The organism is Parasphingorhabdus sp. (assembly GCF_036963705.1).
In the GTDB taxonomy this organism is placed as follows: Bacteria; Pseudomonadota; Alphaproteobacteria; order Sphingomonadales; family Sphingomonadaceae; genus Parasphingorhabdus.
In genome coordinates this window covers 1-21,677 of record NZ_JBALUT010000016.1, presented here as the reverse complement: position 1 = coordinate 21,677, position 21,677 = coordinate 1, and the positions used below count along the sequence as shown (strand labels likewise).

The following is a 21,677-nucleotide window of genomic DNA, read 5'->3' as shown; positions in this document are numbered from 1 at the left end:
GCGATGTCGCTAATGCATCCGGACCGGTTGTTACCGAGCGATCCCGCTCAGCGTGATATCGCGCGCCGGCTTTATGCTGAAGTGTCCGGGCTCCCGATCATCAGTCCGCACGGTCATACCGATCCGGTCTGGTTTGCGGACAACAAGAATTTCGGCAATGCCAGCGAGCTCTTGCTGCACCCCGACCATTATGTCTTTCGCATGCTCTATTCGCAGGGCGTTTCGATGGAGGCGCTGGGCATCGGTGATTGCGGCGGCAATACGGTCGACCCGCGCGAAAGCTGGCGGCTGTTTGCCGAGCGCTATCATCTGTTTCGCGGCACCCCCTCACGGATGTGGCTCGATTGGGTTTTTGCCGAGGTTTTCCAATTGGAAAAGCTTCTATCGGCAGACAGCGCGGATCACTATTACGACCATATCACTGCTGCTTTGGCTACCGAAGAATTTCGGCCACGAGCGTTGTTTGATCGTTTCAATATCGAGGTCATAGCGACAACAGAATCGCCGCTCGACAGTCTCGAGCATCACGCGAAAATCCGCACTGCGAACGAGAGCGGGGAGTGGGGCGGACGAGTCATAACCGCTTATCGCCCTGACCCGGTGGTTGACCCGGAATTTGAAGGATTTCGCGACAATCTGCAGAAGTTCGGTGAACAGACGGGTGAGGACATATTCAGTTGGCGGGGCTATCTTGCGGCGCATCGCAAAGGCCGTGACTATTTCGCCAGCATGGGCGCCACCTCTACCGATCACGGCCACCCCAGTGCCGCGACGGCCGATCTGTCGGCCGGCGACGCAGAAGCTTTGTTCAAGCGGGTGATCGCAGATGATGTCGCTCCGCATGACGCAGAACTCTTCCGAGCCCAGATGCTGACGGAAATGGCGGGGATGAGCCTGGATGACGGCTTGGTGATGCAAATCCACCCCGGCGCGTTCCGCAATCATAATCGCAAATTGTTCGAACGTTTCGGTCGGGACAAGGGCGCAGATATTCCGGTGCAAACAGAATATGTCCATGCGTTGCGGCCCTTATTGAACAGATATGGCAACGAACCGAAGCTCGCTATCATTCTCTTCACGCTCGACGAAACCAGCTATTCGCGTGAACTGGCACCGCTCGCCGGTCATTATCCGGCTCTGAAACTCGGACCGGCCTGGTGGTTCCATGACAGTCCGGAAGGCATGCGGCGCTACCGCTCGCAGGTTACGGAAACAGCGGGCTGCTACAATACCGTCGGGTTTAACGATGATACGCGGGCGTTTCTGTCGATCCCGGCGCGCCATGATGTCGCACGCCGCATCGACTGTGGTTTTCTGGCACAGCTGGTCGCGGAGCACCGGATTGAAGAATGGGAAGCGGCAGAGCTTGCCGTCGATCTTGCCTATAATCTCGCCAAAGCGGCCTATAAATTATGAGGCTGAACGAGCAATCCCGGCTGCCCGCCAGCGTTCAAATCCCGAAATATGGTCCGGCAGCGCAAGCTTGCGGCATCGTCCATTTCGGCATCGGCGCTTTTCACCGGGCGCATCAGGCGGTCTACACAGATGACGCAATGAATGCAGGCGACAGAGACTGGCGGATAACCGGAGTTTCTTTACGCTCGGACAATGTTGCCATGCAGATGAATCCGCAAGACGGATTATATAATGTCGTCACCCGTGATGGCGACCGGACCGCCATCCGGCTGATCGGTTCTGAATCTTTTGTGCTTGTTGCCAATACAGACAGCGAAGCGGTGGTCGAAGCCGTAGCTCGCCCTAACACCAGAATCATCAGCTTCACCATAACCGAAAAGGGCTATTGCCGTGGCAATAATGGCTCGCTCGACAGCGCATTGGCCAACGACGCAAGCATTTACGCATATCTTCGTGCAGGTCTGAAACGGCGGATGGCGAGGGAGCTTGGCGGCGTGACCTTGCTCAGTTGCGATAATCTGGCCGACAATGGTTCCCAGCTCGAAACTCTGCTGGGCGAATATCTGTCCGATCGCGATCCAATATTGTTGCGATGGATATCGGAGAATTGCGCCTTCCCGTCGTCGATGGTCGACCGGATCGTCCCGGCGACCAGCGAAGCTGACCGCGACGAGCTAAAGAAGCTCACCGGAATTCGAGACGAAGCATGTGTTTTTACCGAGCCGTTCAGCCAGTGGGTCATCGAAGACAGTTTCGCCGGCCCCCGTCCCCGCTGGGAAACGGGGGGCGCGGAGTTCGTCTTCGATGTTGCGCCCTACGAAATGGCGAAGCTCCGGATGCTCAACGGAGCCCATTCCGCGCTCGCTTATCTGGGTCTGATGCGCGGCCACATATATGTGCACGAGGCCGTTGCCGATCCCCATATAAGGCCTGTCGTCGAGCGGATCATGCGCGACGAAGCGGCGCCGAGTTTGAAAGCTGCACCAGGGCAGAATCTGCAGCAATATGCCGATGATTTGCTGGTGCGCTTCGGCAACCACGCTCTGCAGCACAGGCTGATCCAGATCGCGATGGACAGCAGCCAGAAAATCCCGCAACGCTGGCTTGAAACATTGTCCTTCCATCAGGCCGGTGGCAAAATCTGCCCTGGCATATTGTCGGCTGTGGCGGCCTGGATCGTCCATATTCGGGGTGACAGAGATATTGTCGACGACCCGATGGCGGAAAAATTTGCGGCCCTGTGGCGGAATGTCGGCCACGAGGGAATTGTTGCCAGCCTGTTCGGACGGGACGGCATTTTTGCGGCATACTGGGTGGCTGACGAACAGAGCATCAGCATGATAGCAAACTGCCTCGACGCAGATATTCTGGAAAGGGAAATATGAGATGACCGAAGACATTGCTGCTACACTGGCAGCAAAATTCCTGACGGCACCGGTCGTGCCACTTATTGAGGCAGATGATCCGGCGACGGCGGTGCGCATCGCAAATGCGCTGCAGGCAGGCGGGCTCGACGTGGTCGAGGTCGTTCTGCGCACCGATGCCGCGCTCGACTGTATGGCGGCGATTGTGCAGGAAACATCGGGCATCATCGTGGGAGCAGGCACCGTTTTGACGGTAGAGCAAGCCAAAGCGGTAGCGGACCGGGGTGCCCAATTTGTCGTCTCCCCTGGGCTTGTCGACGATGTCGCGCGCTTTTGCATTGACAAGAACCTGCCGTTTTTCGCCGGCACCATGACCGCGGGCGAAGTGCAGCGCGCCTATGCGCTTGGCCTGCGTAGTGTGAAATTTTTCCCGGCAAAGCTGGCCGGCGGCGTGCCGATGCTGAAGGCTTTCTCTTCGGTATTCCGCGAGATGAAATTCATGCCAACCGGCGGCGTATCTGCCGATAATCTTGGTGAATTTCTTGCGCTTCCGTCTGTGGTGGCTTGCGGCGGTAGCTGGCTGACACCGAAGGATGCGATCGTCGCTGGCGATTTTGAACAGATAACGAAACTTGCGCGCGAGGCCGTCGAACTGGCCCGCGCCGCGCGACCATAAGGAGAGGAATATTATGGCGGAATTTCTGTCATTCGGGGAGATCATGCTTCGTCTGAAAACGCCCGGGCACGAACGGTTTTTCCAGTCGCCCGCTTTTGAAGCGACATTTGGCGGAGGCGAAGCCAATGTAGCGGTTGCGCTGAGCAACTACGGCCTGTCATCGGGCTTTGTCACCGCTTTGCCCGACAATGACATTGGTCAGCATGCGATCAATGAAGTGCGCCGCTTTGGTGTCGACACCTCGCTGATCCGTCGAAGCGGCGACCGGGTCGGTATCTATTATCTGGAATCGGGCGCGAACCAGCGACCATCCAAGGTGATCTATGATCGCGCAGCGTCATCAATCTGCGAATGCGGCCCCGGTGATTTCGACTGGCCGACGATCTTCAATGGTGCCAAATGGCTGCATATCACCGGCATCACGCCTGCGCTCAGCCAGTCTGCCGCCGATCTCAGCCTCGAATGTCTGAAGGAAGCGAAAAAGGCAGGTGTGACCGTATCCTGCGATTTCAATTACCGCGGCAAGCTCTGGAAATATGGCAAGACCGCGCCGGAGGTGATGACCGAGCTGGTCAAATATGTCGATGTCGGCATCGCCAATGAAGAAGACTGCCAGAAGTCGCTCGGCATCAGCGTCGACGTCGATGTGGAAACCGGCGAACTCGACACGAGCAAATATGAAGCGTTGTCGGAGAAAGTTCTCGAACTTTATCCCGACATGAGCACGATCGGGATCACATTGCGGGAAAGCCACAGCGCCGACCGCAACGGCTGGTCCGCCTGCCTGCGCGACCGTGATCAAGGGTTCAAGCTTTCGCGCCATTATGAGATGACCGATATTGTCGACCGGGTCGGCGGCGGCGACAGTTTTGCTTCAGCCTTCATCTATGGCCTCAATGCCTATGACGACAGACAGCAATCCCTGGAATTTGCGGTCGCCGCGAGCTGTCTGAAACATTCCATTCTCGGCGATTTCAACCGGGTGTCAGTGGATGAGGTGGAAAAGCTGATGGGCGGAGATGGTTCGGGGCGCGTGCAACGGTGATAAATACTGCCGAAAAGCGTTAAAAAACGCAGCGGTATGATCGAGGGAGAGGGACTGATGGGCGACAGTATTATAAAAAGGGGAAGGAGCTTGGCTCACTTCCCGCAACCCGGTCTCTCGCGGCGGCAGATGATCGCGAGCGGGCTTTCCGCCATGCTTCTGGCGGGGTGCAGCAAGTCGTCGGGAACGACCTTCCGGGTCGCCGAATTCCATCCCTCGAATTATCCGACATCCATGGCGATCAGCGAAATGGGGCGGCTGATCGAAGGCTATTCTGACGGCAAGCTTTCGATGAAACTCTATGCCGGCGGTCAGCTGGGTGAGGAACGCGACACGCTCGAGATGACCACTTTTGGCGGGATCGACATGAACCGCGTCAGCCTGGGCCCGCTCAATTCGATAGAGCCGATGACCAATATACCCGGCCTACCCTTCATCTTCAAAAATGTGGCGCATATGCGCGACGCGATGGATGGAGCGCCCGGACGCCAAGTCCTGCGCTCGCTCGAGCCGCATGGGCTGATCGGTTTGTGCTTTTATGATTCCGGCGCACGATCGTTCTACAATACCAAACGCCCGATCCGAACGCCCGAAGATATGAAGGGCATGAAATTGCGCGTCCAGAACAGCGATCTGTTCGTATCCCTGATTCAGGAACTCGGCGGAAATCCGACACCGATGCCACTGGGAGAAGTTTACCAGGCACTGGTGCAGGGCGTGATCGACGGGGCGGAAAACAACTGGCCGTCCTATTTTGAGGGCCGACATTTCGAGGCCGCGAAATATTACAGCCTGACCCAGCATGTTATCGCACCGGAACTGCTCGTCATGTCGAGGCAGCGGTGGGAAAAACTGTCTGCAACCGAACAGGATATTGTCCAGAAATCTGCCGATGAATCAGTCCCCTATATGCGCAAATTATGGGACATAAAAACGCTCGATGCCGAAAAGGCGGTCCGCGCCAGCGGGGTAGAGGTCAACGAGGTCGATGACCAGCAAGCCTTTGTCGATCGGGTTCAGCCGGTGTGGAGAGAATATATAAAAACGCCGGCGGAGCAGAAGCTCGTCGACGAAATCGCGGAAATGGGAGCGGATCATGCTTGATCATATTACGGCATTCAACGCACGACTAAGCCAGGTGATTTTGTGGATAGCCGCCGCCGGTCTCGTTGCGATGACGTTGATTGTCGGCTGGCAGGTTTATGCCCGCTATATTCTCAACGCCAGTCCAAGCTGGTCGGAACAGACGGCGCTCCTGTTGATGACCTGGTACGCCGTGCTGGCGTCTGCCGCCGGATTTAACGAGGGCTTTCATATCCGTATCCTGGCGCTGCAAAATGCGATGTCGGAAAAGATTGCCCGGCTGATGCGGCTGGCCGCCGAACTGGTGGTCATCGCCTGCGGCTTCATGATGCTGGTCTGGGGGATCGAGCTTACCGATATCATCTCAAGCCATGTAATTCCCTCGCTGGGGATCTCCCGCTCATGGGCCTATCTGCCGCTGCCGCTGGCCGGCGCCGCGATCATATTATTCTGCACCACAAGATTTGTCGGGGAATTGCTGAGGCCCGGCTGGACCGCGGAGAAACCGATCGAGGCCGTTCTGGCAGACGCGGGAGATATATGATGGAACTGGTCATTTTGCTCGGGGTTCTTCTCCTGTTGCTGGCGCTGGGCGTGCCGGTCGCCTTTGCCTTGCTGACGGCAAGCGCCGCCGCCTTGCTTGCGCTCGATATTCCGCTCGCCGTGTCTCTCCAGAGAATGGTCGCCGGGATCAGCGTATTCTCGCTGATGGCGATTCCCTTCTTCATCTTCGCCGGCGATCTGATGTACCGGTCCGGCATCGCCGGACGGCTTGTCGATATCGCCGAGGCCTCGCTGGGCCGGGCCAGAGGCGGGCTCGGACAAGTCAATATCGGTGCATCGATGCTGTTCGGGGCGGTATCGGGTTCCGCCATCGCCAATGTATCGGCCATGGGCTCGACCATCTCCCCGCTGATGGAGAAAAGAGGCTATGACCGCGACTATGCCGCCAATGTGAATATCACGGCGGCCATTGTCGGGCTTCTGATCCCGCCGTCGCACAATATGATCATTTACGCCGCCGCTTCGGGGACGGGTGTGTCGATCGGCGACCTGTTTCTCGCCGGCATCATCCCCGGCATTGTGACCGGCGCCATGCTGATGGTGGTGGCGTGGCTAGTCGCCACAAAACGCGGCTATCCTGCTGGCATCTTTCCCGGATGGCGGCCGTTTCTGCGCGCGGTAACATTCGCGCTGCCGGGCCTGTTGACGGCGGTCATCATCATTGGCGGAATATTGAGCGGGATTTTTACGGCGACCGAATCCTCGGCAGTCGCGGTGCTCTACACGATAATGGTCGGCGTGCTCGTATATCGCACGATCGGCTACCGGAAATTTGTCGAATCGGCGATTTCGTCGATCCGGATCACCTCGATGGTGCTGTTGATCATCGGCGCAGCCGGCAGTTTCGGCTATGTGCTCGCAATTCTGGAAGTACCAGCGGATCTCGCGAGCCTGATAAATTCTGCGACCGACAATCCGATACTGGTTCTGCTGATCATCAATATCATATTGCTGCTCCTCGGGACGTTCATGGATATGTCGCCGCTGATCGTGATCACGACGCCGATTTTCCTGCCGATTGTCAGCGCGCTCGGCATCGATCCGGTGCATTTTGGCGTGATCATGATGCTGAACCTCGGCATCGGTCTGGTGACACCTCCGGTCGGGTCGGTGCTTTTCGTCGGTGCGGCGGTCGGCAAGATATCGGTCGAGGAAACCATCCGGACGATCTGGCCCTTCTACCTGACGCTGATATTGGCGCTCATGTTGATCAGCTATATTCCTTCGCTGTCGATGGCGCTGCCCAATCTGCTTAACTAGTCTGGAGACAATCCGGGATCGGATATTTTGACACTGGTTACCTAAAAAGCCACTTCTCGGGAGATAGTGCATGAGGCCCACCATGATTGGTTTGATCGCCGCTCTTACGCTGGCTGCAGCCATCATATCTGCGACGCCGGTGTCAGCGCAAAAGTCGCAGGAAGCGATCAGAATATCGAACGATATGCGGCATCTCGAGCGGGCGGACGGACGTCCCTTCTTCTATATGGCGGACACCGCCTGGGCCTTGTTCCACCGTCTCGATCGGGAACAAGCGGATCGCTATCTCAGGGACCGCGCCGAAAAGGGGTTCAGCGTTATTCAGGCGGTAGCGCTGTCCGAACTGAACGGGCTGGTCGAGCCGAACGCTTATGGCGACCTGCCTCTGGCAGACCAGAATCCGTCGAAACCGAATGAAGCCTATTTCGCCCATGTCGATCATGTGGTCCGGCGCGCAAACGAGCTGGGCCTGGTCGTCGGTTTCCTGCCGTCCTGGGGCCGCTATTGGCGCGACGGTGATACACAGATTTTTGACACCAAAAATGCCGAAACCTATGGCCGGTTCCTTGGCCAGCGCTACCGTGACGCGGACGTGATCTGGATTCTTGGCGGAGATTCCAACATCCGCTCCAAGAACGAGCGCGCGATTGTCGATGCCTTGGCCAACGGCCTGCGAAGCGGTGACGGAGGCAAGCATCTGATCACTTTCCACCCGCGCGGTCCCGGGATGTCATCGGCTCAGGTGAGCGATGCGCCATGGCTGGATTTCTATATGAACCAGTCGTCCCACGCCGCAGCGGACCTCGATACCGGGCTCTATGTGGAACATGACCGTGCAGTGCAGCCGAAGCGTCCGGTAATAGACGGCGAGCCGCGCTACGAAGGCATAGCAGTAGGTTTTTACAATCAGGGCCATGACCCGCGTCTTCGCTTCGACGACGACGACGTGCGTCAGGCTGCGTGGTGGGCGGTTCTGGCCGGTGCCGCTGGCCACAGCTATGGCAACAACAATATCTGGCAGATGTGGCAGCCCGGACGTGATCCCGCAATCGGGGCGAACCGTCCGTGGTATGTTGCTCTCGATGATCCCGGTGCGCGGCAGATGGGCTATTTGCGGCAGTTGATGGAGGAAAATCACTTCGAAACACTGGAGCCGCGACAGGATCTGATCATCGACGGTCCCAGAGACGGTCCGGCCAAGATAAGGGCAGCAACGACCAATGGCGGGTCCATCATTCTGGTCTACACGCCGCGCGGGGAGCCGTTCACGCTCGATCTTGGCGCATTGCGCCCGGGGAAGGACAATATGCACAGCCAGGCGTGGTTCGATCCGCGCTACGGCGTAAGCTATGCTTTCCGGACCGAGCAGAGCCAGGGTATTCAGAGCTTTGTTCCGCCATCCAGGGGTCCTGGGAAAGACTGGATATTGGTCTTGAAGGTCAAGGAGTGACGGGCATCGCGGTGGACGCTTGGGGGCGGCTGTATCCCTTAAAGCTAAACCGGCCGGGTTCTGGTTGACCAGGCACGCCATTTTCTCTGCAAGCGCAGCTTCCCGCGATATTCCAGCACAGCGAGTGCGGGGATGAGAAGCTGGAGAATGATGGCTCCGAACAGCACCCCGAAGCCGAGGCTAGCCGACATCGGGATAAGAAATTGCGCCTGAAGGCTAGTCTCGAAGGTGATAGGTGCCACACCCAGAAAGGTTGTCAGCGAGGTCAGCATGATCGGCCGAAAGCGTGATTTGGCTCCGTCGACAATGGCTTCTTCTATCGCCATGCCGTTCGCGAGATTTTCGTTGATGAAATCGATCAGGACCAGCGATCCGTTCACGATGACACCTGATAAAGCGATAATACCGAAGATGCTGAGCACGCCCAATGGCAGACCCAGAACCAGATGGCCGATCAGCGCCCCGATAATACCGAACGGAATGACCGCCATGATGATCAGCGGTTGCACATAGGAGCGGAATGGAATTGCCAATAGGGCATAGATCATCAGCAGCGCAGCGAGGAATGCGATGCCCAGATCACCGAAGGATTCCTGCTGCTCCTTCTGTTCGCCGCCAAATGTATATTGCAGCTGGGGATAGTCGGCCTGCAGTTCGGGCATGATCTCGTTCGCCAGAGCATTGGCAATTTCCTGACTGGTGACGACATTGTCGTCGAGATCGGCGGTAACAGTGGTCACCCGGCGGCCGGCAGTACGGCGAATGACTGACGGAGCCTGGCCAAAGGAAACGTCGGCCAGCGAGGAAAGCGGTACTTCGCCACCCGGGACACGGACCCGGAAACGCTCTACATCAGCGATTGAGTTGCGTTCTTCTTCGGGCAGCCGGATATAGACCCGCAGATCTTCCTGTCCGCGCTGCACTCTGAGCGCCTCGCTGCCGAAGAAAGCGGCGCGCACCTGAAGCGCGACATCCTGGAGCGTCACACCGAGCGAGCGAGCTTCGGGTTTTAGTCGAAGCTGGATTTCCTTCAGCCCCTCGTCCTGATCGGTCTCAATATCGAAGACGCCGGAAAAGCGGTTCAGTTTTGCCATCAATTTGACGGAGGCCGCTTCGATAACCGCCGGATCGGGATCGGAGAGCTGGACATCCACCGGCGCGCCGACCGAGAGAAGATCGGATGCAAAAACAATCGAGCGCGCTTCCACAATAGGACCGACCGCGTCGCGCCAGGCATTTTCGAAGTCTTTTGATGCCAATTCCCTCTGGTCCCCGGGGATGAAACTGAACTGGACGCTGGCAATATTGGCCGAAAAGCCTCTGCTCGCAGAAGCTTCCGGTCCGTTAACCCGGGGCCCCTGACCCACCAGGGTGAATATCCCGCTGAGCGGCGAAGTTTCACCGTCTTCCCGGTCCGCGTCGAATTTCGCAAATGTCTCGCGGCCCCGTTGTTCGATCAAGCGGGCAATTTTTTCGGTATCTCCGATTGTTGTTCCGGCGGGCATCTCCAGACTGGCCGTAACAATATCTGCTTCGATAGCGGGGAAAAACGAACTTTTGATGATCCCGGCGGGTACCAGCGAGCCGACGACGATGAGCAAGGCAACACTACCGGAGATTATAACGAAAGGCATGCGGACGGAAAAATTCAGCGCGCGGTCGAGAGGACCGTTGACGAAGGCCTGAAAATGGAAATCCACACTGGTTTGCACGCGCTCGAAAAAGCGGGTGACGGGATTGCGCGTTGGTGTCCCGGGCGCTGGCAGATGGCTAAGGTGATTGGGCAGGATCAACAGGCACTCGACCAGCGATAAAGACAGAACAGCAACGACCACCAGTGGGATGTCGAACAATATTTTCCCGATGACGCCGCCAATGGCAAAGAGCGGGGAAAATGCCGCGACGGTGGTCAAGACCGCAAAGATGACCGGCACCGTGACCCGCCGGGTGCCGCTGATCGCAGCGCCCATCCCGGTCCGGCCGCTGCCGCGCTGCGCATAAACATTTTCGCCGACAACAATCGCGTCGTCGACCACCAGACCCAATGCCAGAATGAAGCCGAACAGAGAGAACATATTGAGGCTGGATCCCATCAGATCGAGCAGGAATATCGCGCCGACAAAGGTCACGCCGATACCCAGTGCCGTCCATCCGGCAAGGCGGATGTCGAGAAACAAGGTCAGCGCGAGCAGTACCAGAAACAGGCCAATGGCGGCATTTTTCAGAAGCAGACTCAATCGGTCATTGAGCAATTCACTGTCATCATCCCAAATCGCGTAGGATATGCCCTCCGGCAAAGTCGGCCCAAACTCGCTATTCAAATATTCTTTGGCCGCGCGCGCGACATCCAGCACCCGCTCGTCGCTGGTGCGGAAGACTTCGACAAAGGCAACCGGCTGGCCATTGTAAAGCGAAACCAGATCGGAATCCTGGAACCCGTCCCGGATATTTGCTACCTGGCCCAGCCGGATCAGCGCACCATCCTGATTGCTCACCAAAATGATATCTTCAAAATTCTGCTGGTTATAATTCTGTCCGATGGTTCGGACACGGACTTCCTCGCTATCGGTATCGATCGAGCCGGCCGGACTGTCGAGACTGCTGGCAGCGACGGTGCGGGATATGTCGTTGAGTGAGAGACCGAATGCCTGAAGCGTATTCTGCGGTACTTCTATCGAAACTTCATAATCGCGAATTGAACTGGTATCGACAAAGGATATCTCCGGCAAGGAAGCCAGTGATTCTTCCAGCCTATATGCCGTTTCCTTCAAGGCGTTTTCGGAAACGTCACCGAAAATGGCAATACGCAGTACGCTTTGCCGGGTGGTCAGTTCACGGACAGAGGGTTCCTCGGCGTCATCAGGGAAGGTCTGGATCTGGTCTATTTCAGCCTTGATATCATCCAGCGCCCGGTCGATATCCGTGCCCAGTTCCAGTTCGACCGAAACCGCACCGATATTTTCGGCGGCATTGGATTTGATCTCTTTGACATTCTCGACCGCTTCGACCGCTTCCTCGATCTTCCGGACAATCGTTTCCTCGACTTCATCCGGTGTTGCGCCGGGATAAGCGACGCTGATCTGCACCGTATCGAGGCTGCTTTCTGCGAAGACCTCCTGAACGATCGTGCCATAGGATGAAATTCCGGCGACGAACAAAAAGATCATCAGCAGATTTGCCGCGACGCCGTTGCGCGCCATGAACGCGACCACGCCGCGCTGTTCCATGATCTCCTTGCTGGGTTGCTCGGCGATAGGTTCGTCCGCAGGGGACTGATCAGGGTCAGATGGTATGGTCATTTAGCAGCGGTTGCTTTGGCGGGTGCCTTTGCCTTGGATATGGCGGACTCCGAAGTCGCTGCGTCCAGGCTCGACTTTGCGACCCTGACGCGCAGTCCTTCAGTTGCAATTTTAAGGTTTCCGGTGATCACCAGCGGCTTGTCGCCAAGGCCGGATGTGCTGATCAGCGCCGTTTTATCCGTTCGCTGCAATATTTCTACCGCAACAATATGAAGCTTGTTGTCGCGCACCAGCCAGATCTTGTTACCCGCTTTTAGTGCTGCGAGCGGAAGCACAGCATATTCCTTCATCGCTCTACCGGTAATTTCTGCATCGACGAAACTGCCGACAAATAATGGCGGCGCACCGGCGGCCGTAGCAGCCTTTCCGTTGTCATCCTGATTTGCAGCGGGAGAGCCACCGCGCAACGGATTGGGGATGCGCAAGAATAGATCGATAGTCCGTGTTTGCGGGTTGAGCAGACGATTCACCCGGTCAACATAGGCCGACCAGCGATAGCGGGTGCCACCATAATCGGAATAGACGGATGCTTCGATCCTGCTGCCCGTTCCGGCCTGGAATAGCTGCGGAATCAATGCGGCTTCCTTTTCGGACAAGGGAATGACGGCTTCGTAATCCGCCGTACCGACGATCGTGCCCAGCGATTGCCCGGGCTGCACGAAACTGCCCAATGCAATCTGCTCGGCTTTGACCACTCCTGAAAAAGGAGCATGAACAACCGTTCGCTTCAACGCGGTCTGGGCATCGGCCAGTTTTGCCTGGGCTCTGCGCAGGCCGGCTTGCGCCGACTTCAACTGCGGTTCACGGGTCGCCAAGCCATTGGAGCTTATACTTTGCCCGGATTGCTGCGGGCTGGATTGTGCTTTTTGAACCAACACATCCGGTGGCAATATCTGCGCTGCATAATCGCTGCTGTCGACACTGGCATATGCATTGCCTGCGCTCGCACCGCGCTGCTGGAAACGGGCCAGTTCCGCTTTCGCCAAGGCGACTTCTTCGCGCGCTTGCATCACCGACACGCCTTGCGAGGCGACATCGGCTTGCGCGGTTTGCACGGCGTTGCGATAGTCAGACGTGTCGATCCGGAACAGGGTTTCTCCCCGCGCTATCAGCTGACCTTCGCGAAGGGCGGGATTTACATAGACCAGCTTGCCGGCAACTTCGGCGGCCAAAGTCAGTTCCTCGCGTGCACGAACCGTACCCGCGCCGCTGATCATCAAATTTCCGGAACGGATTTCTACAGGTTCGGCTTGCACCAACGGTATCTGTTCCGCCGGCGCCTTTTCTTCCGGTTCTGACCGGAGCAGGATCAAAGCTGCGGCAATCAATATTGCCCCTAGCAGGATCAAGCCGCCTATAACGCGTTGCCGGTGCACTTATTTTTCTCCCTGAATGGTTGCAGTCGCGCCTTCGCCAGCCGATTGCGGAGTTATGCCCGGCGTTTCATCCCAGCTGCCTCCCAGCGCCCGGTGGATAGCCAGCCGCGACAGGGCTACGTCGCGGGCTGACGATGATAAGGCGGACTGGACCTGATATTGCGCGCGCAGAGCATCGAGATAGTCGACATAGCTGCCCACGCCATTTGAAAAACGCCGCGATTGTAGCGCTGCAGCCGCCTTGGCTTCGTCCAGTTGCGAGAACAGAAAACGGTAACGTTGCCGCTCTTCCTCATAACGTTCGGTGGCCGAGGAAACCTCTTGATATGCGGTCAATACGGTGCGGGCATAGACGGCGGTCTGCTGGGCATATTGGGCATCGGCGACTTCGATATTGGCGCGGATGCGGCCGCCCTGGAAAAGCGGTGCTGTCAGATTCGCTCCCAGATTCAACACCCAATTATCGAATATATCCAAGGCCTGGGAAGGGCTGCCGCCTTGCGAACCGGTGCTGGCGGACAGGCTTAGTGACGGAAAACGTTCGGCGCGGCGCGCGCCCAGATTATATCTTGCCGATTCCAGTCGCTGGCCTTCGGCATATATGTCGGGCCGCTGGGCCAGCAGATCAATCGGCAGTCCGGCAGGAACCGATTCAAATATCAGTTTTGGAGCAAGCTTCTTGCCGATAAGGTCATCCATATTGTCGGAGTATCGGCCGACAAGCACAGCCAATTGCCCCTCAATCGCCGCCAGCTGACTCTCGCGCTGTGGCAGGCCGGACTGGATATTGCGAAACTCCTGTCGCACCTGATACAGCTCGAAAGACGTCACCAGACCGCGACGATAGCGGTCCTCGGTCTGTTCCAGCCGGTCACCCAGCACGTCGATAATCTGTGTTGCCAAAGCGATTTGATGGCGCGCATCGACAATGTCGAAATAGCTTGTGATGGTTTCGGCCAGAACCGCAAGACGCACCGATTGCAGGTCGGCAGCGGAAGCGACGGCATCAGCACGCCCGGCCCGGGCATCGTTGCGCAGCTTGCCCCAGATGTCGAGTTCGTAGGAAAAGGACAGGCTTGAGGAATAGGTCTCGTTCTGGATCCGCGTTGCTCCGGCACCGGGGATCGAACCGAAACTTGTCCCCGCTGTGGGCGAGTCGGAATAGCTGCTGTTCAGCCCGGCATTGACCTGCGGGAAAAGCCCGCTCTTCGAAATTTTTGCTCGCGCTTCCGCCGCTCTCAGTCTGGCAGAAGCTTCGACAAGATCCAAATTCTTCGCCAGCGCTTCATCGAGAAGAGCGTCCAGAACGGGATCCTGAAAGGACTGCCACCAGCGCGCTGGTTGGTAGTCGCCCTTGGCATCCAATTTCGCAAATTCCTGCGGGATGCCTACAGCAATTTCGGGAAGTGTCGATTCGGGCGCTAAACTAACGCAGCCGCTAGTGGTTAACGCGATCAAAAGAAGCGATAGCTTAGTCCTGTAGGAGCATTTTTTCACATTATCTTCTGCCATCGCAACGGCCCGGACCTTACCAAGCAGTTGCAAAATGCCATTCATAAAACTGAACGTCAACGTTTTATTTGTACGTTAGCGTTCATTTTGATAGAAGCGGACGATTGACGGAGGAATAGGATCTTGGAAATCGTAGACAATAAGCTGGTTTTGCATAGCGACAGACCGGACAGCCAGCGCAAGATTGCGAATATCTTGACTGCCGCCCGTTGCGAATTTTTCGCCAACGGGTTTTCGGCGACCAGCATTGAAGCCGTTGCCGCGCGCGCTGGCGTATCCAAGGTTACAGTCTATTCCTGGTTCAAGAACAAGGAAAATCTGTTTGGCGAAATGGTGAAAGCAGAATGTAGCCAACTGCGTGAAAATTTCGTGGTCGACAATCTGGAAGGCTCCAGTCTACGCGATATTCTGTTATTTGCCGCACATGGAATGCTGGATTTTTTCATGCGCGACGAGATGGTTCGGTTTGAACGTATGTTAGCCGCAGAAGTGAACCGGGATCCGAAAATCGGCAAATATTTCCTCGACAACGGCCCGCGTGTTTTGTCGGGAGATTTGAATAATCTGCTCCATGCCGCGATCGAAAGAGGTGAGATTCAAAGTGAGGATGTGGACGCATCGGCGGAAATGTTTGCCGGTCTGATCAGGGGCAGAATTGATCTGTTCCTCCGCTATGGTCATAAAATCACGATGACCAAAGAAGAAAAGCAAAAATGGGTTCACCGGGCCGTCGACGCCTGGCTGTTGATTCACCGGATTTAGATGACCGGCCCGGCCATCCGCTTTCCGTGAACGCTAGATTTCGTCGATCATCTCGGCCAGAGTCGCCAGACATTCGCGGGCCAGCAGATTGCTGCGCTCGGGAGACCAGCCCTGCTCTGCATCGGGCAGATCGCGATTATCCTTGAATGGCATTTCGAGCGTCATCGCGACCGCACCAAAGCGTTCGGCCAGTTGATTGGTCGACATCGACAGATTGGCTTTGCCCTCGGCAGCGGTGGGATAGCCCAATGTGGTCTGGAAATCCGGCGTACGTTGCGCAAGCCGATTGCGGAAGCCGTGATATTTTTCCAGCTGCGCTTCGGTGATCGAAGGGATGCCTTCAAATCCGGCGATGAAAACCGCCGGAATTGCTTCATCCCCGTGGACATCCATGGCAAAGTCGACGCCGCTTTCATCCATCGCGTTGCGGACGCAGAGAACTTCGGGAGATTTCTCGGCGCTCGGCTCGTGCCATTCGCGATTGAGGTTGGTTCCGGCGAAATTGGTTCGTAAATGGCCCATGCGCGAACCATCTGGGTTCATATTGGGGACGATATGGAACCGGCATTGTTGCAACAACAGCCGCGCTTGGGGATCGGCGGGATCGGTTAGCATCTCCAGAGCGCCTTCCATCCACCATTCGGCCATGCTCTCGCCGGGATGCTGGCGGGCGTAGAGCCACACCTGCTTGTCACCGCTGCCCAGCTCCACGCAGTCAATCGGCTGGCCTTCGAGACTATGGCCCAGCGTCTGGACCGAAACGCCTTCAAATCCTGCGGTTTCGGCGATCAGGTCGTGGTGACGTTCCATGCTGTACGGCGCGAAATAGGCGAACCAGACAATATTGCTCGCTGCGGTGTAGCGGATCGACAATGTACCACTCGCTTCATCGTAGCTGCTCGGCGCACGGCCCCAATATTCCCGGTCTTCGCTGACGCAGGCATCATAATCAGGCCAGCCTTGAGGATAGGCCGATTCTTTTAGTCCGCCGATATTCAGTTCCAGTTCGTCACCAATCTGGCACGCTACCCGAAAATGGAACCATTGGAAAAATTCGCTGTCCTTGTCCTTGCGGATCGACAGTTTGGCGGTGTTGCCAGTGATGGCATGGACTTCGATATTGCCGCTATCGAACGCGCTGGTGATTTGAATGTTCATGGCACCCTGATAGTAGCTCCGGACTCTCCGGGGAAGTCCTTGAATAAGGCTTCTGCCAATTTGGCTGCGGCCAGACCGGGCTGTGCTGCCGGTGAGCCTTGCTTGGCTTCGACCGATGCACGGCCTTCCCAGACAACATTTCCATTCGTGCGCTTGGCAATCCGGACTGACAATTCGGTGGCGATCTTGTCCTTAGGCTTACCACCGAGGTTGATGCCAATGCCCAGGCCAACGCCGGAACCATAGCTGCCGGTGCTGCCGCCAACACCGACCGAAACCGGGGATCGCGATCCGCCAGCGCTTATTTGCGCTCTTTCAATGGTGTAGCGAACGACATATTCGCTGTTTGCGCCGCCGTCTCTTGCCTCCGAAAAGCCGACCCGCTGCAATTCGCGGAGCAATGCTGCGCTGTAGGTCGCATATTCAATACTCCGACTATCGCCTTCATCGGTGACATTCGCCTTGATCACCACGCTTCCCGGCACGATCGGCGCTGCCTGCGCATTGTGAAAACGGGTGACATCCACCGGCGGGGTCATCGCCGTGCATCCCGATAGCGCCAAACTGGCCAACGCCATGGTCGCAAATGATTGAAAACCGTTCATAAACATTACTCCTAGTCAGGCCCCTTAGCATGATAGAGCATAATCCACGGCCTCGCGGCAAAAAAATTGCATCCATCGGCGACCGCGTTTAACCGATTGGAGATACTGGCGCGCTAAACCGCCGATCTTGGGAATTTTGAGGAATTCAGGAATGATGGCGAAACCGTTCACAATATTGGTCACAGGCGGTGCCGGTTATATCGGTAGCCATGCGGTATTGGCGCTGCTCGATGCCGGGTGGCCGGTTGCGGTGATCGACAATCTGACCACCGGTTTTCGCTGGGCAGTGCCAGAGGGCGTCGCCTTTCATGAAGGCGATATCGAGGATAGTGCTCTGGTCGCTCGGATCATCAAGGAAGACAATATCGGCGCGATCATGCATTTCGCCGGCTCGATCATCGTGCCCGAATCGGTGACAGATCCGCTCAAATATTATCACAATAACAGCGCCAAGAGCCGCAGTCTGATCGAATCAGCGGTGACTGGCGGGGTGCATCATTTCATCTTTTCGTCAACCGCAGCGACCTATGGCATTCCCGAAGAAAGCCCCGTCAGCGAACACACGCCGCAGCTGCCGATCAATCCCTATGGCATGTCCAAGCTGATGACCGAGCATATGCTCCGCGATGTCTCGGCGGCTCATGACCTGAATTTCTGTGCCTTGCGCTATTTCAATGTTGCCGGCGCCGATCCGCAGGCGCGGACCGGTCAGTCGACCGCTGGCGCCACCCATCTGATCAAGGTTGCGGTGGAGGCTGCACTGGGCAAGCGCGACAGCGTTGCTGTTTTTGGCAGCGACTATGATACGCCCGATGGCACGGGTGTCCGCGACTATATCCATGTGTCGGACCTGGCCGCGGCGCATGTGCTCGCGCTCGAAGCCCTGATTGCCGACCCGAATCAGAATCACCTGCTCAATTGCGGCTATGGCCGCGGCTTTTCGGTTCTCGAGGTGCTCGATGCTGTCGACCGGGTCACCAACCTGAAAATTGTCCGGAAGATTGAAGGCCGCCGCGCCGGTGACCCCGATTCGCTGATTTCGGACAATCGCGCGATCATGGATCGCTTCCCGTGGCAGCCTAAACATGCCGATCTGGACGTAATTGTGGCCCATGCGCTGGCGTGGGAACGCAAACTGATCGAAATTCGCGGAGAATAGCGCTGGTCGCTTGACTTTAGCGGTTGTCGACCGTAATTGCCCTGCTTCAACGCAGCATGCGCTGCTTTCAAGAAATTCAAAAAATCAAGGCGTGGTACCAAAATGAAAGTCCGCAACTCACTGAAGTCGCTTAAAAACCGTCACCGGGATTGCCGCGTAATCCGTCGCCGTGGTCGCACCTATGTGATCAACAAGACGAATCGCCGGTTCAAAGCGCGCCAAGGCTAATTGCCTGAACATGGCAGAGACTTCTGCCATTTCCAAAATTGACACCGTCATCTTCGATATAGGGAATGTCCTGTATCGCTGGGATCTGCGTTGCCTGTTTGCAAAATTGATTGATGATTCCGAAGAGCTGGACTGGTTTCTGGCTCATGTCGTGACCCCGGAATGGCATTTCCAGCATGATGCCGGACGGCCTTTTGCCGATATGGTCGCGGAGCGTAGCCGCGAATTTCCCGAATATACTGACCATATTATCGCTTATTCCGAGCGGTTTCCCGAATCCATTCCCGGGCCAGTCGACGACATGCTTGATCTGGTAGGTGCATTGGCGAATCGCGGCGTCCCGCTATTCGCAATCAGCAATTTCGGTGCAGAGGCCTGGGCAAAATTCCGGCCATCAGCGCCAATATTCGATCTATTTACCGATATTGTCATTTCCGGCGAAGAAAAATTGATCAAGCCGGATGCCGCCATTTACGAGCTGGCGCTGAAACGATTTTCCCGCCGCGCCGACCAATGCCTGTTCATTGATGACCGGCTGGAGAATATCGAGGCAGGCGAGGCCATCGGGATGCCCGGCCATCATTTCTCAAACGCCGTCCTTCTCGAAAACAAGCTACTGGCATTGGGGCTGTTCTAGCTGCCCTTGAGTTCGTCTCCGCTGAGACGCACGATGTGCAGCAAGTTGGTCGAGCCCGGCGTTCCAAAGGGCACGCCCGCGCAGACAATCAAGCGCGATCCTGCTTCGCCAAGCTTATGGCGCAAGGCCATTCGCTTGGCCTTGGCGATCATTTCCTCGAAATCGGAGACGTCGCGGGTGACCACGGCATAAGCGCCCCATAACAAGCCGACCCGACGCGCGGTGTGGCGGTTCGGAGTAAGCACCAGAAGCGGCACCGAGGGGCGTTCGCGCGCCATTCGGCGAGCGGTCGAACCGGAAGCGGTGTAGCAGACGATGGCGGAAGTCTCGATCGTGCGGGCGATATTATAGCTGGCAGCGGCCAGAGCGTCCGCTGTCGTTTCATCCGGAACGGTTTCGGTGAAGTGCACGCGATCGGCGTAAGAAGGATCATTTTCCACCTGCGCCGCGATCCGGTCCATCATCGTCGCCGCTTCAATCGGCCAGTCACCGACCGCTGATTCCGCCGACAGCATGATCGCATCGGCGCCGTCGTAAATCGCGGTTGCGACATCGGACACCTCGGCGCGGGTCGGGGTGGGCGATTTGATCATCGATTCAAGCATCTGGGTCGCAACCACCACCGGCCGCCCGAGCGCGCGGGCTGCGGCGACGATTTTCTTCTGCAAAGGAGGAACCTGTTCGGGCAATAGTTCGACGCCGAGGTCACCGCGTGCGACCATCACGGCATCCGACAGCTCGAGAATCTCGTCCAGCCGGTCGATTGCCGCGGGCTTTTCGATCTTGGCCAGCAGGGCTGCTTTCCCGCCAATCAGTCGCCGTGCTTCGGCGACATCTTCGGGGCGCTGGACAAAGCTGAGCGCGATCCAGTCAACATCCTGTGCCAGGGCGAAGGTCAGGTCCTTGCGGTCCTTGTCGGTCAGCGAACTGACCGGCAGTACGACTTCGGGAACATTGACGCCCTTGCGGTCCGAAATCTCTCCGCCGACGATCACTTTGGTCTCGACGCTCTTGCCGTCCGCCTTGGTCACTTCCAGCCGGATTTTTCCGTCGTCCAGCAACAATGTGTGGCCCGGCTGCAGAGTGCTCAATATTTCCTTGTGGGGCAGAGTGACGCGTGTCGCGTCGCCCTTTTGCTTTAGCATGTCGAGGGTAAAGGATGCGCCGTCTTTCAGCATCACCGGCGGTTTGGCGAAAGTTCCGATGCGAAGCTTTGGCCCTTGCAGATCGGCGAGGATTGCTATCGGCCGGCCGACCTTCTTCTCCAGTGCCCGGATCGATTTGACATTGGCGGCATGGGCGGCATGTTCGCCGTGGCTCATATTCATCCGGAAGGCGTCGACACCGGCGCGGTACATTTTCTCGATCATCGCCGGGCTGCCGCTGGATGGACCGAGCGTTGCCAAGACTTTTACTTTGCGATTACGGGAGAAGATCGGCGATGCCATGTACAATTCCTCGGTGGCGCTTTATCTGCGCGTTGGCTATTTCTATTTCATGACAGGTTCATGATAAAAAACAACGGAAACGAACATGATAGACAATATTTCTGACGCTACAGCTGCCGCGGCCTTTCGCCGTTTGGTCACACATCTCCAGCATCGCCATGATGCGGAAAATATCGATTTGATGGGGCTGGCCGGATTTTGTCGCAACTGTCTTGCCGACTGGGTGATGGAGGCAGACAATGCGGCAGGCGGTACGATGGCCAAGGACGAGGCTCGCAAGGCAATCCACGGTATGCCAGCCAGCGAATGGAAGCAAAAATATCAGACCGAGGCGACGCAGGAGCGGCTCAAAAAGATGAAGGAAAGCGTGGCCAAGAACGCTGGCGCATCTTAAAGACAGGCTACGAATCCGAACACAATATTTCAAAGGAATAAGAGAATGAGCGAAGGCAATGTTGCCGCAGACCAGCTGCGTCTGTTTATCGAACGCATCGAGCGGCTGGAAGAAGAGAAAAAAGGCATGGCGGACGACATTCGTGATGTTTATTCCGAAGCGAAATCGCAGGGCTATGACGCCAAGATCATGCGCCAGATCGTGCGTTTGCGGAAAATGGAAGCCCATGACCGTCAGGAAA

Annotated in this window: 20 protein-coding genes; 14 read left to right on the top strand and 6 right to left on the bottom strand. The window is 56.9% G+C overall.

Annotated elements, in window-relative coordinates; translation table 11 throughout:
* The first annotated feature begins 3 nt into the window (after positions 1 to 3).
* From uxaC to V7680_RS05725, 8 genes are all read left to right on the top strand, one after another.
* Positions 4 to 1,416, top strand: coding sequence for a glucuronate isomerase (gene uxaC, locus V7680_RS05760; protein ID WP_335652337.1), 1,413 nt, complete (start codon positions 4 to 6; stop codon positions 1,414 to 1,416).
* The gene (locus tag V7680_RS05755) at positions 1,413 to 2,801 is read left to right on the top strand and encodes a mannitol dehydrogenase family protein (protein ID WP_335652336.1); all 1,389 of its coding nucleotides are present in this window, start codon (positions 1,413 to 1,415) and stop codon (positions 2,799 to 2,801) included. The genes uxaC and V7680_RS05755 overlap by 4 nt, the downstream gene beginning before the upstream one ends.
* A 1-nt stretch (position 2,802) precedes the next feature.
* Positions 2,803 to 3,456: a bifunctional 4-hydroxy-2-oxoglutarate aldolase/2-dehydro-3-deoxy-phosphogluconate aldolase gene (locus V7680_RS05750; protein ID WP_335652335.1), complete on the top strand. Its 654-nt coding sequence runs from the start codon at positions 2,803 to 2,805 to the stop codon at positions 3,454 to 3,456.
* A 13-nt stretch (positions 3,457 to 3,469) separates the two neighbouring features.
* Positions 3,470 to 4,501, top strand: a complete 1,032-nt coding sequence (locus V7680_RS05745) for a sugar kinase (RefSeq protein WP_335652334.1) — start codon at positions 3,470 to 3,472, stop codon at positions 4,499 to 4,501.
* Between the two features lie 57 nt (positions 4,502 to 4,558).
* A complete protein-coding gene (locus V7680_RS05740) occupies positions 4,559 to 5,605 on the top strand; it encodes a TRAP transporter substrate-binding protein (RefSeq protein WP_335652333.1) in 1,047 nt (348 codons plus the stop codon).
* Complete coding sequence (locus V7680_RS05735; RefSeq protein ID WP_335652332.1) at positions 5,598 to 6,128, top strand: TRAP transporter small permease; 531 nt, start codon at positions 5,598 to 5,600, stop codon at positions 6,126 to 6,128. The genes V7680_RS05740 and V7680_RS05735 overlap by 8 nt, the downstream gene beginning before the upstream one ends.
* Positions 6,125 to 7,408, top strand: a complete 1,284-nt coding sequence (locus V7680_RS05730; RefSeq protein ID WP_335652331.1) for a TRAP transporter large permease — start codon at positions 6,125 to 6,127, stop codon at positions 7,406 to 7,408. Before V7680_RS05735 ends, V7680_RS05730 begins: the two co-directional genes overlap by 4 nt.
* Positions 7,409 to 7,478: 70 nt before the next feature.
* Entirely contained in the window at positions 7,479 to 8,858 is a 1,380-nt protein-coding gene (locus tag V7680_RS05725) for a glycoside hydrolase family 140 protein (RefSeq protein ID WP_335652330.1), read from the top strand.
* A 44-nt stretch (positions 8,859 to 8,902) separates the two neighbouring features.
* On the opposite strand, the gene V7680_RS05720 is transcribed toward V7680_RS05725, so the two are convergent.
* Genes V7680_RS05720 through V7680_RS05710 form a run of 3 tightly spaced genes read right to left on the bottom strand, consistent with a single transcriptional unit; the run spans position 8,903 to position 15,045 of the window.
* Positions 8,903 to 12,157, bottom strand: a complete 3,255-nt coding sequence (locus V7680_RS05720) for an efflux RND transporter permease subunit (protein WP_335652329.1) — start codon at positions 12,155 to 12,157, stop codon at positions 8,903 to 8,905.
* On the bottom strand, positions 12,154 to 13,533 hold the full coding sequence (locus V7680_RS05715) for an efflux RND transporter periplasmic adaptor subunit (RefSeq protein WP_335652328.1): 1,380 nt from the start codon (positions 13,531 to 13,533) through the stop codon (positions 12,154 to 12,156). The genes V7680_RS05720 and V7680_RS05715 overlap by 4 nt, the downstream gene beginning before the upstream one ends.
* On the bottom strand, positions 13,534 to 15,045 hold the full coding sequence (locus V7680_RS05710) for a TolC family protein (RefSeq protein WP_335652327.1): 1,512 nt from the start codon (positions 15,043 to 15,045) through the stop codon (positions 13,534 to 13,536).
* A gap of 123 nt (positions 15,046 to 15,168) precedes the next feature.
* Here V7680_RS05710 and V7680_RS05705 point away from each other — a divergent pair, with 123 nt between their 5' ends.
* Positions 15,169 to 15,807, top strand: a complete 639-nt coding sequence (locus V7680_RS05705) for a TetR/AcrR family transcriptional regulator (protein ID WP_335652326.1) — start codon at positions 15,169 to 15,171, stop codon at positions 15,805 to 15,807.
* Positions 15,808 to 15,840: 33 nt separating this feature from the next.
* Here the strand turns inward: V7680_RS05705 and V7680_RS05700 are convergent, their stop codons facing one another.
* Complete coding sequence (locus V7680_RS05700) at positions 15,841 to 16,965, bottom strand: M14 family metallopeptidase (RefSeq protein WP_335652325.1); 1,125 nt, start codon at positions 16,963 to 16,965, stop codon at positions 15,841 to 15,843.
* On the bottom strand, positions 16,962 to 17,570 hold the full coding sequence (locus V7680_RS05695; RefSeq protein ID WP_335652324.1) for a DUF4136 domain-containing protein: 609 nt from the start codon (positions 17,568 to 17,570) through the stop codon (positions 16,962 to 16,964). The genes V7680_RS05700 and V7680_RS05695 overlap by 4 nt, the downstream gene beginning before the upstream one ends.
* 151 nt (positions 17,571 to 17,721) lie before the next feature.
* Here V7680_RS05695 and galE point away from each other — a divergent pair, with 151 nt between their 5' ends.
* The 3 genes from galE (at position 17,722) to V7680_RS05680 (ending at position 19,594) form a co-directional block, all read left to right on the top strand.
* Positions 17,722 to 18,729 (top strand): UDP-glucose 4-epimerase GalE, encoded by a 1,008-nt coding sequence (gene galE, locus V7680_RS05690; protein ID WP_335652323.1) that lies wholly within the window; start codon positions 17,722 to 17,724, stop codon positions 18,727 to 18,729.
* Positions 18,730 to 18,831: 102 nt separating this feature from the next.
* Positions 18,832 to 18,957 (top strand): type B 50S ribosomal protein L36, encoded by a 126-nt coding sequence (ykgO, locus tag V7680_RS05685; RefSeq protein ID WP_011415100.1) that lies wholly within the window; start codon positions 18,832 to 18,834, stop codon positions 18,955 to 18,957.
* A gap of 10 nt (positions 18,958 to 18,967) precedes the next feature.
* Positions 18,968 to 19,594, top strand: coding sequence for an HAD family hydrolase (locus V7680_RS05680; protein ID WP_335652322.1), 627 nt, complete (start codon positions 18,968 to 18,970; stop codon positions 19,592 to 19,594).
* Here the strand turns inward: V7680_RS05680 and pyk are convergent.
* Positions 19,591 to 21,042 carry a pyruvate kinase gene (gene pyk, locus V7680_RS05675; RefSeq protein ID WP_335652321.1) on the bottom strand — a complete coding sequence of 484 codons (1,452 nt, stop codon included), beginning with the start codon at positions 21,040 to 21,042 and terminating at the stop codon, positions 19,591 to 19,593. The genes V7680_RS05680 and pyk overlap by 4 nt on opposite strands.
* An 85-nt stretch (positions 21,043 to 21,127) precedes the next feature.
* Between pyk and V7680_RS05670 the strand changes: the two genes are divergently transcribed.
* On the top strand, positions 21,128 to 21,436 hold the full coding sequence (locus V7680_RS05670) for a DUF1244 domain-containing protein (protein ID WP_335652320.1): 309 nt from the start codon (positions 21,128 to 21,130) through the stop codon (positions 21,434 to 21,436).
* A gap of 45 nt (positions 21,437 to 21,481) precedes the next feature.
* Positions 21,482 to 21,677: DUF2312 domain-containing protein (locus tag V7680_RS05665; protein WP_335652319.1), on the top strand; the 196-nt coding region annotated here is incomplete at its 3' end.

What these genes read in the sequence shown, in the direction of transcription:
- V7680_RS05745 (WP_335652334.1), top strand. Translation starts at nt 3,470, where the DNA reads ATGGCGGAATTTCTGTCATTCGGGGAGATCATGCTTCGTCTGAAAACG.
- V7680_RS05700 (WP_335652325.1), bottom strand. Translation starts at nt 16,965, where the DNA reads ATGAACATTCAAATCACCAGCGCGTTCGATAGCGGCAATATCGAAGTC.
- galE (WP_335652323.1), top strand. Translation starts at nt 17,722, where the DNA reads ATGATGGCGAAACCGTTCACAATATTGGTCACAGGCGGTGCCGGTTAT.
- V7680_RS05720 (WP_335652329.1), bottom strand. Translation starts at nt 12,157, where the DNA reads ATGACCATACCATCTGACCCTGATCAGTCCCCTGCGGACGAACCTATC.
- V7680_RS05755 (WP_335652336.1), top strand. Translation starts at nt 1,413, where the DNA reads ATGAGGCTGAACGAGCAATCCCGGCTGCCCGCCAGCGTTCAAATCCCG.
- V7680_RS05740 (WP_335652333.1), top strand. Translation starts at nt 4,559, where the DNA reads ATGGGCGACAGTATTATAAAAAGGGGAAGGAGCTTGGCTCACTTCCCG.
- V7680_RS05725 (WP_335652330.1), top strand. Translation starts at nt 7,479, where the DNA reads ATGAGGCCCACCATGATTGGTTTGATCGCCGCTCTTACGCTGGCTGCA.
- V7680_RS05710 (WP_335652327.1), bottom strand. Translation starts at nt 15,045, where the DNA reads ATGGCAGAAGATAATGTGAAAAAATGCTCCTACAGGACTAAGCTATCG.
- pyk (WP_335652321.1), bottom strand. Translation starts at nt 21,042, where the DNA reads ATGGCATCGCCGATCTTCTCCCGTAATCGCAAAGTAAAAGTCTTGGCA.
- ykgO (WP_011415100.1), top strand. Translation starts at nt 18,832, where the DNA reads ATGAAAGTCCGCAACTCACTGAAGTCGCTTAAAAACCGTCACCGGGAT.
- V7680_RS05680 (WP_335652322.1), top strand. Translation starts at nt 18,968, where the DNA reads ATGGCAGAGACTTCTGCCATTTCCAAAATTGACACCGTCATCTTCGAT.
- V7680_RS05730 (WP_335652331.1), top strand. Translation starts at nt 6,125, where the DNA reads ATGATGGAACTGGTCATTTTGCTCGGGGTTCTTCTCCTGTTGCTGGCG.
- V7680_RS05735 (WP_335652332.1), top strand. Translation starts at nt 5,598, where the DNA reads ATGCTTGATCATATTACGGCATTCAACGCACGACTAAGCCAGGTGATT.
- V7680_RS05750 (WP_335652335.1), top strand. Translation starts at nt 2,803, where the DNA reads ATGACCGAAGACATTGCTGCTACACTGGCAGCAAAATTCCTGACGGCA.
- uxaC (WP_335652337.1), top strand. Translation starts at nt 4, where the DNA reads ATGTCGCTAATGCATCCGGACCGGTTGTTACCGAGCGATCCCGCTCAG.
- V7680_RS05670 (WP_335652320.1), top strand. Translation starts at nt 21,128, where the DNA reads ATGATAGACAATATTTCTGACGCTACAGCTGCCGCGGCCTTTCGCCGT.
- V7680_RS05695 (WP_335652324.1), bottom strand. Translation starts at nt 17,570, where the DNA reads ATGAACGGTTTTCAATCATTTGCGACCATGGCGTTGGCCAGTTTGGCG.